Here is a 14,696-nt window from a genome sequence, read left to right as displayed (position 1 = left end):
CATCGTTGCGGCCTTCGTTCCGGCTTTCGCTATCGCCGAAGTGAACTTAGTTTACTTCGGCGATAGCGGCCCGAGCAGGGCCGTTCGGCCGGGAGACTCGGGATCATGGGGACCGCCGCGCTGAGCCGGCGCCAGACCAACGTCGTGTTCACGGCGATCCTGCTCGGCCTGCTGCTCGCCGCACTGGATCAGACGATCGTGTCGACCGCGCTGCCGACGATCGTCGCCGACCTCGGCGGGGCCGGGCACATGTCGTGGGTCGTCACGGCGTACCTGTTGGCCGAGACGGTGGCCACGGTGCTCGCCGGGAAGTTCGGCGACCTGTTCGGCCGCAAGCTGGTCTTCCAGATCAGCGCGCTCGTCTTCGTGGCCGGGTCGGCGCTCTGCGGCGTCGCACAGGACATGCTCATGCTGGTCGCCGCCCGCGCGATTCAGGGCGTGGGCGGCGGCGGTCTCATGGTCACCGCGATGGCGCTGATCGCGGACGTCATCCCGCTGCGGGACCGGGGCCGTTACCAGGGTGCGCTCGGCGCGGTATTCGGCATCACCACGGTGGTCGGGCCGACCCTCGGCGGGCTCTTCACCGACCACCTGACCTGGCGCTGGGCGTTCTACGTCAACCTGCCGGTGGCGGCCGTGGTGATCGCGATGGCGGCCCGTGCCCTCCCGTCGATCCGCAGCGCGAGCCGGCCGATCATCGACTACGCCGGCATCGGGCTCGTCGCGGCCGGCGCGACCAGCATGATCCTGGCCCTCGAGTGGGGCGGCAAGGAGTACGCCTGGAGCTCACCGATCATCATCGGGCTCTTCGCCGGCTCGGTCGCGCTCTTCACCGGCTTCGTGCTGGTCGAGCTGCGCGCGGCCGAGCCGATGCTCCCGATGCGCCTGTTCGGCAACTCGGTCTTCACGGTCTGCTCGACGCTCAGCTTCATCGTCGGCTTCGCCATGCTCGGCGCGATGACGTTCCTGCCCACCTATCTCCAGTACGTCGACGGCGTCTCGGCCACCGCGTCCGGGGTGCGCACGCTGCCGATGGTGGCCGGCCTGTTCGTCACCTCGATCCTCTCCGGCAACCTGGTCAGCCGCACCGGCCGGTACCGGGTGTTCCCGATCGCCGGCGGCGCGGTGATGACCCTCGGGCTCTACCTGATGTCGACCATGAGCGCGACGACCAGCACGTGGCTGGAGTCGCTCTACATGTTCGTGCTCGGCGCCGGGATCGGCCTGTCGATGCAGGTGCTGACGATCGTCGTGCAGAACACCGTGCCGTACGGCGACCTGGGCACCGCGACCTCGGGGGTGACGTTCTTCCGTACGCTCGGCAGCTCCTTCGGCACCGCGGTCTTCGGCAGTCTCTACAGCAGCCGCCTGGAGCCGGAGATGGCCGGTGCGCTCGCCGCCACCGGGGTGCCGCCGCTCACCGCGCAGGAGCCGGGTCTGCTCGGCGCGCTCGACCCGGCGCGGGCCGCACCGATCATCGCCGCGTACGCCGGCGCCATCAACTACGTATTCCGCTGGGTCGTCCCGGTGGCCCTGCTCGGCTTCGTGGTCGCCTGGTTCCTCAAGGAGCTGCCACTGCGGGACAGCTCCCGGGCGCACGCCACCGACGTCGGCGAGGGCTTCTCGCCGCCCGCCTCGGACGACCGGGTCAGCCAGCTGGAGAGGCAGATCAGCGACACCATGCGCCGCGGCGGCCCGGAGCTGGACCAGGTGCTCGCCGGATCCGGCGCCGCGCTGAACCCGGCACAGGCCTGGGCCATGGGCCAGGCGCATCTGCACACGACCGCGCGGGGCCGGGCCGAACTGCCCGAGATCGCCGGACGGCACCGGATGCCGGCCGAGGTGCTGCGGCCCGCCTTCACCGACCTCTGCCAGGCCGGATACGCCCGCCTGGAGGGTGACACGATCGTGCTCACCGCCGCCGGGGAGGAGCAGTTCGAGCGGGTCCGCGACGCCTGGCGCGACTGGCTGGACGCCCATCTGGACGACATCACGATGGCCGATCCGCGGGATCGGGCCCTGCTTGATCAGGCACTCGGCAACATCGCCACCCGGCTGGTCGACGAACAGCGACTCTCTTGATCTTGAGGCCCGCTGGGCTACTGTCCACCAATGGGATTGCTGGACAGGTTCGTCGGCTCACCGCAGCGCCGGTTCGCCCATCTGGCCCTCCGGGTGGCGCGCGGCACCCCGGGGGTGGAACGCGCCGAGTACCAGCCGGACGAGTTCGCCATCGCGATCCATCGCACCGGTGGGGCCGGGCCCGCCCATCTCTACCTCTCCAACGTCTACCGGGAGACCGCGGGTGCCACCCCGGCGGAGCGGCGGGAGCGGCTGGTCAAGCTGGTCCGGCTGATGGCGGCGCCGCCGCCGGACGACACCTGGGAAACCGTACGCGGAAAGCTCCGCCCGGTCGTCCGCCCGGTGACGTTCGGCGTGGCCGGGCCGGTCGGGCTGCGGCCACCCCTGTCCCGCCCGGCGATGCCCTTCCTGCGCGAGCTGGTCGTGATCGACACCCCGGAGGCGATGGCGTACGTTATCCCCGACCGCCTCGACGAGTGGGGCGTGGCGGCCGACGAGGTCTTCGCCGCCGCCCGGGACAACCTCGCCGATATCGCCCGCCACTCGCTGGAGCAGCCGTGGCCCGGCGACCCGAGCGTGATCCGGATGATCGACGACGGCGACGGCTACTTCACGTCGCTGCTGCTGACGCCCGGCTGGCTGGCCGAGGTCGGCGAGCGGATGGGCGCGCCGGTGCTGGCGTTCGCGCCGGACAACAACACCCTGCTGCTCGCGCCGCTGCCGGACGACGAGCCCGGCCCGCTCTACGCGCTGGTCGAGAAGAGCTTCCAGGAGGCGGTGCGCTACCTGTCGCCGGTCGGCTACGTCGCCGGCCCGGCCGGTCCCGCCGTGCCGTATTCGCCGCCGCCCGGCCACCCGCACCACCACGCCGCCCGCCGCGCCGACGCCGTGCTGGCCCTCACCGAGTACTCCAACCAGACCGACTGGCTGGCCGAGCAGTACGCGAAGGCCGGCGTCGACGTGCACGTCGGCCGGCTCATCGCGGTCGAACCGCCGGACGGCGGCCCGGCCGAGACCATCGCCACCTGGGTCGAGGGCGCCAGCACGCTGCTGCCCCGAGCCGACTCGGTCGCCTTCGCCCGCGTCGGTGCCGGCGTCGAGTTCCGAGTGCCCTGGCACATCGTCGAGGAGCACGCCGGGCTGCGGCCGGAACCGATCCTGGCGCCCGCGCGGTACCGGGTCGACGACTGGCCACCCCCGATCGTCCTCGACACGCTCCGCACCTACGAGATCGACTGACCGAGCCGGGCGCGGAGGGTGGCGGCCTTCCGGCTCAGGTCGCGGATGACGCGCGAGAGGATGTTGGGCATGGCCGGCCTCCAGGCATGATCAATGCGATCGCGGAATACTCAGGTCTCGGTCGGTGAGGGGTGGCGGGAGTTGCCCGGAAGGGGCGGGCTCGTCAAGATTGATCACGTGCCGGACGACGCTTTCACGCTTGACGACGAGGACGCCGGACTGCGCGTCGGGCCGCCCGCTGATCACGCGGCGGGGCTCGAGGCGGTGCGGCTGAGCCTGAGCAACGCCGTGCGGCAGATGGGTGTGCGCAAGACCGTGCGCAACCTGCGCACGCTGAACCAGCACGACGGCGTCGACTGCATGAGCTGTGCCTGGCCCGATCCGCAGGGCCGCCGGCACACCGCCGAGTTCTGCGAGAACGGTGCGAAGGCGGTCTCCTGGGAGGGCACCCGGCAGACCGTCGGCCCGGAGTTCTTCGCCGCGCACCCGATCGCCGACCTGGCCGGGCGCACCGGGCACTGGCTGGAGAAGCAGGGCCGCCTCACCCACCCGATGGTTCGCCGTGACGGTGGCACCCGCTACGAGCCGATCTCCTGGGACGAGGCGTTCGCGCTGATCGGCGAGCATCTGAACGCGCTGGACAGCCCGGATCAGGCGGCTTTCTACACCTCCGGGCGGGCCAGCAACGAGGCCGCTTTCGTCTATCAGCTGTTCGCCCGCGCCCTCGGCACCAACAACCTGCCGGACTGCTCGAACCTGTGCCACGAGTCGACCGGCACCGCGCTGACGCGCACAATCGGTGTCGGCAAGGGCTCGGTCACCCTGGACGACCTGCACGAGGCCGATCTGATCGTGGTCTCCGGGCAGAATCCGGGTACCAACCATCCGCGCATGCTCACCGCGTTGGAGATCGCCAAGCGGGACGGGGCCAAGATCTTGGCGATCAACCCACTGCCCGAGGCGGGCCTGCTCAAATTCCAGAACCCCCAAAATGTACGCGGAATCGCCGGCAACGGCACCGCGCTCGCCGACCGCCTGCTGCGCATCCGGTCCAACGGCGACCTCGCGCTCTGGCAGGCAATCGGCCACCTGCTGCTGCGCAGGGGTGTCGCCGACCGCGCGTTCATCGAGTCGTCGACGGTCGGATTCGACGCGTGGGCCGCGCACGTCGCCGAGGTGGACCGGGACGCGGTGCTCGCCGCGACCGGGCTGACCTGGGACGAGATCGAGGCCGCCGCGGAGATGCTCGCGTCGGCGAAGCGGATCGTGCACTGCTGGGCGATGGGCATCACCCAGCACCGCAACGCCGTCGCCACGATCAAGGAGTTCGTCAACGTCGCGCTGCTCCAGGGCATGATCGGCAAGCCCGGCGCGGGCCTGTGCCCGGTACGTGGCCACTCCAACGTGCAGGGCGACCGGAGCATGGGCATCTGGGAGAAGCCGACGGCGCTGTTCCTGGACCGGCTCCGCGACGAGTTCGGCTTCGAGCCGCCGCGTGAGCACGGCCACGACGCGGTGGACACGGTCAAGGCGTTCCGCGACGGCACGGCGAAGGTGTTTGTGGCGCTGGGCGGCAACTTCGTCGCGGCCATGCCGGACACCGAGGTGACCGCCGCGGCGATGCGCGGGGCGGCGCTGACCGTACAGATCTCCACGAAGCTCAACCGCAGCCACGCCGAGGCCGGGCACACCGCGCTGATCCTGCCCACGCTCGGCCGCTCCGAACAGGACCGGACCGGCGGCCAGGTGCAGCGGGTCACGGTCGAGGACTCGATGTCGGCGGTGCACGCCTCCCGGGGCCGGTCCGAGCCGATCGGTGCGCTGCTGCGGTCCGAGGTGGACATCCTCTGCGGGATCGCGCGGGCCACGCTGGGCGAGAGGCACGGCATTCCGTGGGCGGACTTCGCCACCGACTACGAGGCGATCCGGGAGCGGATCGGGCGGGTCGTGCCGGGCTGCGACGGGTACGCGGAGAAGATCGCCGCCGGCGGGTTCACCATGCCGCATCCGCCGCGGGACTCGCGTACCTTCCCGACACCGGAGGGCCGGGCAGTCTTCACGGTCTCCCCGCTGGAGGTGATGACCGTGCCGCCGGGCCGGCTGATCCTGCAGACGCTGCGCAGCCACGACCAGTTCAACACCACGGTCTACGGCCTCGACGACCGCTACCGCGGCATCAGAGCCGGCCGCCGGGTGGTCTTCATCAGCGCCGCCGACCTGGCCGAACTCGGCCACACCGACGGCGACATGGTCGACCTGATCTCCGAGTGGGAGGACGGCGTGACCCGGCGAGCCGACCGCTTCCGCCTCGTCGAGTACGACACCCCGAAGGGCTGCGTGGCCGCCTACTACCCGGAGACCAACCCGCTCGTGCCACTCGACTCCCAGGCCGAGGAGAGCGGCACCCCGACCTCGAAGTGGGTAGTGATCCAACTGATCCCCTCCCCCTCCTCGCCGTAGCTCTTTGCGAGATCTTGGAGGGTTCGGCCCGTATTCGGACCCGAACTCTCCAAGATCTGCGTGAGAAACTGGGGTATGCAGATGCGTCCCATGGAGTTGGCGGCGATTCGTGCTGGTGATGTCGATGTGGCGTTCCGCCGGTGGGAGCGGCCTCGTGTCCGGGTCGGCACCCGGATGCGCACCGCGGTCGGGCTCGTGGAGATCACGTCCGTCGACCGCGTGCCGGTGAGTTCGCTGTCCGCCGCGGACGCTCGCCGGGCCGGCGCGGCGTCGCTGGCCGCGCTCCGGCAGGGACTGGACCGCCTGCACGCCGACCGGCCGGTCTACCGGATCGGGCTACGGTACGCGGGCGCCGACCCGCGGCACGCTCTGCGCGAGGCGGTGCCGGACGCCGCGGAGATCGACACGATCATCGCGTGGCTCGACCGGCTCGACCGGGCCTCCCCGACCGGGCCGTGGACCCGGGAGACCCTCCTGCTGATCGACGAGCTGCCGGCGATCCGGGCTCCCGACCTCGCTCAGCGGCTGGGGCGTGACACCCCGGCGTTCAAACAGAACGTGCGCAAGCTGAAGGAACGCGGCCTGACCGAGTCGCTGGACATCGGCTACCGGCTCTCGGCGCGTGGTGCCGCCGTCCTGGACCACGAGGGACATACCCGGTCGTCGCTGGGCCGGCCGGAGCCCGAGCCGGGTGTCCCGCTGCCGCACCTCGGCGCCGCCGCGACCCGCGCGCTCACCGCGCACGGCGTGGTCCGCCTCGAGCAGGTCGCCGGCCTCACCGAGAGCGAGGTCCGAGCACTGCACGGAGTCGGGCCCTACGCCGTCGACCGCCTGCGGGCAGCGCTGGACGCGGCCGGTCTGGCCTTCCAACCGGGTTGACCCAGGGTTGACAGCCGGCCCGCGACCCGATCCGATGACCGCGTGAAGGCCGTCACCTACACCCGTTACGGAGATCCGGACGTTCTGCGCGTGGCAGACGTGCCCACGCCGGCCCCGGGCGATCAGGAGGTCCTGATCAGGGTGCGGGCGGCCGAGACGACCAAGTCCGACTGCGAGTTCCGGAGCTTCCGGTACTCGGTGAACTGGTTCTGGCTTCCGCTGCGCATCGCGGTCGGAGTCATCCGCCCGAGGCGTCCGATCCTGGGCATGTATTTCGCCGGTGAGGTGGTGTCGGTGGGCGGACGTGTCACCCGCTTCGCCCCGGGCGACCAGGTCTTCGGCTGCACCGGCCTGCGTCTGGGTGCCTACGGCGAGTACATGGTCCTCCCGGAAAGCGCCGCGATCGGGCCCAAGCCGCGCAACATGACGTTCGCCGAGGCAGCCGCCGTCCCGCTGGGCGGACTCAACGCGCTGCACTTCATGCGGCGTGCGGGCGTCAAGCCGGGGGAGCAGGTACTGATCAACGGGGCCGGCGGCAGCATCGGCGCCCATGCCGTTCAGATCGCCCGCTCGATGGGCGCGCGGGTCACCGCGGTCGACCACGGGATCAAGGAGGAGCTCGTCCGGCGCCTCGGGGCCGACGACTTCGTGGACTACACCACCGGCGATGTGACGACCACGAACCGGAAGTTCGACGTCATCTTCGACATGGTCGCCGGGAGTCCCTACCGCCGTCTCATCGGCATGCTCCAACCGGGCGGCCGCTATCTCCACGGCAATCCCCGGCTGTCGGTGCTGCTCCGCTCGGTGCCGACAACCCGGTTCACCGACAAGACCGTCGTCGTGGCCTTCGCCCCGGAAACGAGGGAGGACCTCGCAACGCTTGCCCGGATGGCCGAGGCGGGAGAGATCAGGTCGATTGTCGACCGGGTCTACCCGATGTCCGAGGTGGCCGACGCCCATCGCCGGGTCGAGACCGAACAGCGCCTGGGTGCGGTCGTGATCACGGTGGCGTCCACCCCTGGTTGATGATCAGGCCCGCGCGCTCGCGGATCGCCTCGGCCGCGTAGAACGCGTCCTCGTGCGCCGCCCATCTCTCCCAATGCGGGGCATAAAGGTCACCATCGCGGGCCAGAGCGCGCCGCTTGCGCACCGCGACGGGGCACTCCAGGAGGACAAAACCACAGATGTACGCGGAAAGCACCCGCCCACCGGACCCCACACCCTCCACGACCAGCCACTCGCCGTCCGGCACCCGGTGCTCCTCCGCGTACGCCCCCGCCTCCCAGTCCCACCGCTGCCACACCGCCGGCCGGCCCTCGGCGAGCGGCACCAGCACCCGATCGCGCAGCGCGGCGACCCCCTCGGCCAGGCCGTCCCACCCCGCGTACAGGTCGTCCATCGAGATCAGCGCCGCGCCGAGCCGCTCCGCGACGGCCACCGCGAGCGTCGTCTTGCCGGAGCCGGACCGGCCCTCGATTGCGATCACCCGCCGCCGTCCGGGCGGCACGGGCAGGCCGCGGGCCCACGCGACGACGCGATCGGCCGGCCGGTCTGTCGGTTCCACCAGGACAAACTAGCGATTCGGGCCGCCGCCGCTCCGCCGAGGAGCCGGACGGCGCCCGTCGTTACCGAATACACAGGGTGACCACAGGTCTCCGGGCGAAGGTGCAGGCCCGCACCTGTTTCGTGACCGTCCAGGAGGCCCCGTGGAACCCACCGGCCGAACCGTCAGCATCGTCGTCCCGACGCACAGCGAGCGACGGTGGGCGTCACTGACCCGGACGATCCGGTCCGCGCGGGAGCAGACACTGCCGGCCGCCGAGGTGGTCGTCGTCGTGGACCACAACCCGGCCATGGCCACCCGCGTCCGGCAGGAGTTCCCCGGCGTCACCGTGCTGGAGAACGCGTACGCCCGGGGCGCCTCCGGCAACCGCAACACCGGCGCCTTCCACACCCGTACCCCCTTCATCGCCTTTCTCGACGACGACACGGTGGCCAGCGCCGACTGGCTCGAGCGCCAACTCGCCCCGTTCGCCGACCCGCGGGTCGTGGGCACCGGCGGGGGCATCCTCCCCGCCTGGTCGCGACGCCGGCCGTCCTGGATGCCCGACGAGCTGCTCTGGGCGGTCGGCGTCTCCTACAGCGGGATGCCCACGCGCACCGCGCCGATCCGCAACGTCTGGTCGGCGAACATGATCGTGCGGCGGGACGCGTTCCTCGCGGTCGGCGGCTTCCGGACCGGCTTCGGCAAGCTCGGCGACCAGAACCGGCCCGAGGACACCGAGCTGTGCCTGCGGATGAGCGCGGCCGGCGGCTCCTGGATGTACGTGCCGAGCGCCACCATCGACCACGAGGTGCCGGCCGAGCGGTCGACGTTCGGGTTCCTGATGCGCCGCTGCTACGCCGAGGGCCGGGGCAAGGTGCAGATGGCCGGCCTGCTGCCGAAGGACCAGGAGCTCGGTTCGGAGAAGGACTACCTGCGGCGTACGCTGCCCCGCGCGGTCGCCCGCAACCTGGCCGACGCCGGCACCGGCCGCGGCATGTTCCACGCTCTGCGGGCGGTGACCGTCGTGGCAGCCGTCGCCGCCGCCGCGCTCGGCGGCGGCGTGGAGGCACTGGCCGCCGTCTTCGAATTCGACGACACCGTCTGATCGCCGGCGGGCATTCCCCGAGATCTTGGAGGGTTCGGCCCGTATACGCACCCGAACCCTCCAAGATCTCGGCAAGCTGCCGGGTCTCATCTCCGAAAGTTCCGGGAGTCGGCCGGTCGGGCCTGCGGTCGAAATGCCCAGGTGGGCGGGGTGATCCTTGAAGCGAGTGTCACCAACAGCGAATATCTACCATTGTAAATGTCGCTACCCGCTTGTAATGTTTCGGTCGATCCTTTCCTCGGTCACCCCTGGCCGTCCCCGAACTCCCCGTCCTGCGGAACGGTAAGGCGTATCCCCACGCCCGCTCCCGGCGATGCCCGGTTTCCGGCAGCGACCGCGGTCGTCCCCGCGCCGCATCCCCGAAAGGAACCGACCATGAGAAGACACTGGCGCGCAGTGCTGGCCTCGGTCGCCGCCGTCCTCACCGGCCTGCTGGCCACCACCACGCTCCTCCCGGCGTCACCGGCCTCCGCGGCGGCGTTGACCGAGGTCACCGGGTTCGGCACCAACCCAACCGGCATCCGGATGTACCTCTACGTCCCCGACCGGCTGCCCACCAAGCCGGCGGTACTGGTGGCCGTGCACTACTGCACCGGCTCCGGCCCGGCGTTCTACTCCGGCACCGAGTTCAAGTCGCTGGCCGACCAGTACGGTTTCATCGTCATCTACCCGTCGACCGTGCGTACCGGGAACTGCTGGGACGTCTCCTCGTCGGGTGCGCTGACCCACAACGGCAACAGTGACCCGGTCGGCATCACCTCGATGGTGAAGTACGTGCAGCAGCGGTACAGCACCGACACCGCACGTACCTTCGTCACCGGCGCCTCGTCCGGCGCGATGATGACCAACGTGCTGCTCGCCAATTACCCGGACGTGTTCGCCGGTGGCGCCGCGTTCATGGGCGTGCCGGACACCTGTTTCCAGGCGACCGCGGGCAACCCCGCCGACCCCAGCCAGCAGGCCGGATGGAACAGCGCGTGCGCGAGCGGCCAGGTCAGCAAGACCGCGGCCCAGTGGGGTGACGCGGTGCGCAACTCGTACCCCGGCTACTCCGGGCCCCGTCCGCGCATGCAGTTGTGGCACGGCGTCACGGACACCACCCTGCACTACAACAATTTCGGCGAAGAGATCAAGCAGTGGACCAACGTGCTCGGCGTCAGCCAGACACCGGTCAAGACCGACACGCCGCAGTCCGGCTGGACCCGCACCTGGTACGGCAACACGTCGGCGCAACCGCCGGTCCAGGCCATCAGCATCGCGGGTGTCGGCCACTCGCTCCCCATGTCCGGCCAGGCCAGGATGGCGATCAGCTTCTTCGGCCTGGACGGGGCCACGGTCTCACCGTCGCCGTCCTCGTCCTCGTCGCCGTCCACCTCGCCGTCGCCGTCGCCGTCCTCGCCCCCGTCCTCGTCACCGCCGGTTCCGGGCGGCTGCACCGCCTCGATCTCGCTGAACTCGTGGACCGGCGGATTCGTCGCCACCGTCACGGTCACCGCCGGCGCGTCGGCGATCAACGGCTGGACCGTCGGCACCACCCTGCCGTCCGGCTCGGCCGTCACCAACTCGTGGAGCGCGACCGGTAGCGGCACGACCGGGGCGGTGAACTTCACGAACGTGAGCTACAACGGCTCCGTCGCGGCCGGCCGCACCACCCAGTTCGGCTTCCAGGGCACGGGCACCGGCCCCACCAGCGCCACCTGCACCGCTCGCTGACCGGCAGACCCGGGTAAAGAAGAAGGCAGCCCACCGCGGTGGGCTGCCTTCTGTCTCAGTTGGACCAGGTGTAACCGGCCATCGCCGCGCTCGGGCTGGCGAGGACCGCCGCGACGGCGGCGAGCAGGAATGTCGTGATGGTCAGGACCACAGTTCGCAGACGCACAATGATCTCCCCACGTGAGGTGAACGTGCCTGTTCGTGCCGAGAATACCGACTGTCGTCGACATCGCGAGCGTGTCAAGAACGGCGGGCTGGCTCCGACTGACGGGTGAGAGGGCCAGGGCGGCCCGATTCGAGGAGGCCCGAGATGAGCAAGGTCGTCGTTGACATCGCCGCATCACTGGACGGGTTCGTCGCCGGTCCGAACCAGAGCGCCGACGCCCCGCTGGGTGTGGGTGCGGAAACGGTTCTGCACCGGTGGATGTTCGAGGCGGAGCAGGAGAACGCATCCGAGCTCGCGGCCATCACCGACGCCGGTGCGTTCGTCATGGGGCGCAACATGTTCAGTCCCGGTCGCGGCGAGTGGGATCTCACGTGGCGGGGCTGGTGGGGCGAGGAGCCGCCGTACCACGCCCCGGTCTTCGTGCTGACCCACTACGAGCGTTCCCCGTTGGAGATGGCCGGCGGTACCACGTTCCACTTCGTGACCGGTGGGATCACCGAGGCGCTCCGGCTGGCCCGGGAGGCGGCGGGCGACCGCAATGTCTCCGTCGCCGGCGGCGCCGCGACCGTCAACCAGTTCCTGACCGCGGGGCTGGTCGACGAGCTGCGCCTGCACGTGGCGCCGGTGCTGCTCGGCGAGGGTGAGAGGCTGTTCGACGGCGTCGGCAGGACCCGGCTGACCCAGATCGAGGCCCGGCAGACCTCGCTCGTCACCCACCTCCGCTACACGGTCCACCCCGGCTGACGCCGGCCGGTGAACACTCAGCGCCACCGGTCGCCAGGGGCGAGGACGTAGTGCCGGTAGACGTACGGCCACGGCACCACCGCCAGGAAGATGACGACGAGAAGGCACGAGGCCGTGTAGCCCCACGTCTCGTCGTCCATCTGGCCGGAGAGCCAGATGGGCAGGGCCACCGCGCTCAGCCAGATCACCTTCCAGGCCGACTCGAACACGAGCAGCGGGAGCATCCTGACGGGGTGGCGCAGGCCGACGAACGACAGGAGCGATATCGCCGACAGAATGCAGTAGACGAGGCTTTCCGTCCCTCGCCAGGAGAGGTCGTGCCGCAGGACGACGGGCCAGGTTTCGATCGCGAGGCCGATTGCGAGCACGGCGTATCCGAAGCGGAGCGCGTACAGGCGTGACAATGACAGGCCGGTGTCTTTCACCAGTGTATTCGCGGTCATGATTCAACGTTAGGAAGAACGCGGTCGACGCTCATCAGTGGAAGTACGGAGGCGGCACTGAGTTACCGTCGTGCTGTGGCCACCCGCAGCCGACGACCGGGCAACCTCCCCGCCGAGGCCACCAGCTTCGTCGGCCGCCGCCGTGAGCTGGCCGACGCGAGAAAGAAGCTGGCCGACGGGCGTCTGGTGAGCCTGATCGGGCCCGGTGGCGTGGGCAAGACACGCCTCGCGGTCCGTCTCGCCACCGATCTCGCCCGCGGGTTCCGGGACGGCGCGTGGCTTGTCGAACTCGGCAAGCTGCGCGATCCGGCGCTGGTGCCGCACACCGCGATGGCGGCCCTCGACCTGCGCGACCAGGCCGCCTCCGAACCGCGTGAACTGCTGCTCCGGCACCTCCGCGACGCCGAGCTGCTGCTCGTCGTCGACAACTGCGAACACCTGCTCGACGCCGCGGCCGAGCTGATCGGCGAGGTGCTCCGGACGGCGCCGGCGGTTCGGGTGATCGCCACCAGTCAGGCGCCGCTCCGGGCTGCCGGGGAGCACGTGCTGCGGGTGCCGCCGCTGTCGCTCCCGGCGGACGATCCGCTGGAACGTCTGCGCGAGAACGAAGCGGTGCGGCTCTTCGTCGAGCGCGCGGCGGCGGCGTCGGGCGACTTCGAGCTCACCGACGCGAACCGGGCTGCCGTGGTGGACCTGTGCCGGCGCCTCGACGGGCTGCCGCTGGCGATCGAGCTGGCGGCGGTCCGGACCCGGGCGCTCGCCCCCGCACAGATCCTCGACCGGCTGCACGACCGGTTCGCGCTGCTCGCCCGCGGCACCAGGACGGCTCTGCCGCGCCACGAGACGCTGCGCACCACCCTCGAGTGGAGCTACGACCAGCTGACGCCGGCCGAACAGACGCTGTTGTCCCGGCTCTCGGTGTTCGCCGGCCGGTTCACGCTCGACGACGTCGAGGCGGTGTGCTGCTACGGGGACGTGCCGGCGGCGCAGAGCGTCGAACTGGTGTCCTCGCTGGTCGACAAGTCGCTGCTGCAGCGAGAGCCGGCCACGGGCACGGCCGTATACCGCCTGCACGAGACCATGCGTGCGTACGCCGGCTCGACCCGGTCCCCGGACGGCATCGAACAGCGCTGGGCGGACCACTACCTGCGACGATGCGCACGATTCGGCGCCGAGGGCCGGTATCGGCTGGTGGAGTGGCTGACGTGGATCGAGCCGGAGATCGACAACATCCGGGCTCTGCTGCGGGCGTTGTCCGACGACGTGCGCGGCGCCGGTCTGGCCACCAGCCTGATCTGGTACTGGATCACCCGCGCCACGACCGAGGGCGTCCGATGGCTCGACGACCTGGCTCCCGCGGCGGCGGCGCCGTGGACCTGTTTCGCCCGTGGCTTCCTGGCCGTGCTGCAGAGCGACCCGGTCGTCGCCGTGCCGGTGTTGCAGCGTGGCGTGCTCGCCGCTCGCGGGGCCGGGCAGCCGGACGTCCTGTGCCAGCTGCTCGCGATGGCGGCGATCGCCGCGCACATGGCGGGCGACCGCCCCTCCGCCGAACGGCTGCTCGACGAGGCGGCGGCCCTGTCCGCCGGCCGGGACGACGTCGGTGCCACGCTGATGGTGCACCAGGCGCGGACCCTCATCGCACTCGGCGACGGTGATCTCGAGACCGCTCGTTCCGCGGCTGCCGACGGCGCGCGGCTGAGCCGCCGGTCGGGCGATCTCTACAGCCTCACGATGATGCTGGTGAACCAGGGCTTCGCCGCCCTGCGCTCCGGTGACCCCGGCGAGGCGGAGCGCCGGTTCGCCGAGGCGCTGCCGATCGCCCGCCGGATCGACGACCGGGTCGCGCAGTGTTACCTGCTCGGCGGCCTCGGTGCGTGCGCCGCGTCGGTTCGCGACCCACAGCGCGCGGCCCAGCTGCTCGGGGCCATGGACGGGCTGTGTGCCGAGGTGGGTGTGACCCTCAACAGTGGAATGGCGCCCGCGCTGTCATCGGCGACCGCATCGGTGCGGGCGGCACTCGGCCCGGCGCGCTTCGAGGCGTCGCTGCGCGACGGACGGCGGGTGAGCCGTGCCGAGGCGCTGCGGCTGGCGCTGCGCGAGGTGGCCGCCCCGAGCCCGGACGGTCCGTTGGGACAGCGGGAGAGGGACGTCGCCGGGCTGATCGCCGAAGGCCTGAGCAACCGGGACATCGGGGCGCGGCTGTTCATCTCGGAACGCACCGTCGAGAGCCACGTGCGCAACATCCTGAACAAGCTGGGCTTCCACTCGCGTACCCAGATCGCGAGCTGGGTCGCCGCCCCCGAGACCTGATCCGCC

General features: G+C 71.0%; 11 protein-coding genes. 9 read left to right on the top strand and 2 right to left on the bottom strand.

Annotated elements, in window-relative coordinates; translation table 11 throughout:
- Positions 1 to 105: 105 nt before the first annotated feature.
- From AB0M02_RS14660 to AB0M02_RS14640, 5 genes are all read left to right on the top strand, one after another.
- Positions 106 to 2,082 (top strand): MDR family MFS transporter, encoded by a 1,977-nt coding sequence (locus tag AB0M02_RS14660; protein ID WP_364226356.1) that lies wholly within the window; start codon positions 106 to 108, stop codon positions 2,080 to 2,082.
- Between the two features lie 30 nt (positions 2,083 to 2,112).
- Positions 2,113 to 3,321 carry a hypothetical protein gene (locus tag AB0M02_RS14655; protein WP_364226353.1) on the top strand — a complete coding sequence of 403 codons (1,209 nt, stop codon included), beginning with the start codon at positions 2,113 to 2,115 and terminating at the stop codon, positions 3,319 to 3,321.
- Positions 3,322 to 3,498: 177 nt separating this feature from the next.
- The gene (locus tag AB0M02_RS14650; protein WP_364226350.1) at positions 3,499 to 5,781 is read left to right on the top strand and encodes an FdhF/YdeP family oxidoreductase; all 2,283 of its coding nucleotides are present in this window, start codon (positions 3,499 to 3,501) and stop codon (positions 5,779 to 5,781) included.
- A 75-nt stretch (positions 5,782 to 5,856) separates the two neighbouring features.
- Complete coding sequence (locus AB0M02_RS14645; RefSeq protein ID WP_364226347.1) at positions 5,857 to 6,660, top strand: hypothetical protein; 804 nt, start codon at positions 5,857 to 5,859, stop codon at positions 6,658 to 6,660.
- 42 nt (positions 6,661 to 6,702) lie between these two features.
- Positions 6,703 to 7,689, top strand: coding sequence for an NAD(P)-dependent alcohol dehydrogenase (locus tag AB0M02_RS14640; RefSeq protein ID WP_364226345.1), 987 nt, complete (start codon positions 6,703 to 6,705; stop codon positions 7,687 to 7,689).
- Here the strand turns inward: AB0M02_RS14640 and AB0M02_RS14635 are convergent.
- A complete protein-coding gene (locus AB0M02_RS14635; protein WP_364226343.1) occupies positions 7,664 to 8,227 on the bottom strand; it encodes a dephospho-CoA kinase in 564 nt (187 codons plus the stop codon). The two genes, AB0M02_RS14640 and AB0M02_RS14635, sit on opposite strands and share 26 nt — an antisense overlap.
- Positions 8,228 to 8,369: 142 nt before the next feature.
- On the opposite strand from AB0M02_RS14635, the gene AB0M02_RS14630 reads away from it, so the two are divergent.
- The 3 genes from AB0M02_RS14630 to AB0M02_RS14620 all read left to right on the top strand — a co-directional run bounded on the left by AB0M02_RS14630 (position 8,370) and on the right by AB0M02_RS14620 (position 11,937).
- Positions 8,370 to 9,314, top strand: a complete 945-nt coding sequence (locus tag AB0M02_RS14630) for a glycosyltransferase family 2 protein (protein WP_364226341.1) — start codon at positions 8,370 to 8,372, stop codon at positions 9,312 to 9,314.
- Positions 9,315 to 9,689: 375 nt separating this feature from the next.
- Positions 9,690 to 11,027, top strand: coding sequence for a PHB depolymerase family esterase (locus AB0M02_RS14625; protein ID WP_364226339.1), 1,338 nt, complete (start codon positions 9,690 to 9,692; stop codon positions 11,025 to 11,027).
- A gap of 310 nt (positions 11,028 to 11,337) precedes the next feature.
- Positions 11,338 to 11,937, top strand: a complete 600-nt coding sequence (locus AB0M02_RS14620; protein WP_364226337.1) for a dihydrofolate reductase family protein — start codon at positions 11,338 to 11,340, stop codon at positions 11,935 to 11,937.
- Positions 11,938 to 11,954: 17 nt separating this feature from the next.
- On the opposite strand, the gene AB0M02_RS14615 is transcribed toward AB0M02_RS14620, so the two are convergent.
- Entirely contained in the window at positions 11,955 to 12,380 is a 426-nt protein-coding gene (locus AB0M02_RS14615) for a hypothetical protein (RefSeq protein WP_364226335.1), read from the bottom strand.
- A 75-nt stretch (positions 12,381 to 12,455) separates the two neighbouring features.
- Here AB0M02_RS14615 and AB0M02_RS14610 point away from each other — a divergent pair, with 75 nt between their 5' ends.
- Entirely contained in the window at positions 12,456 to 14,690 is a 2,235-nt protein-coding gene (locus tag AB0M02_RS14610; protein ID WP_364226333.1) for a LuxR C-terminal-related transcriptional regulator, read from the top strand.
- Positions 14,691 to 14,696: the final 6 nt, after the last annotated feature.

The sequence above is a fragment of the Actinoplanes sp. NPDC051861 genome (assembly GCF_040681145.1).
Classification (GTDB): Bacteria; Actinomycetota; Actinomycetes; order Mycobacteriales; family Micromonosporaceae; genus Actinoplanes.
Note: the sequence above shows the minus strand (reverse complement) of the source record. Positions and strands in the feature narration are given on the sequence as shown.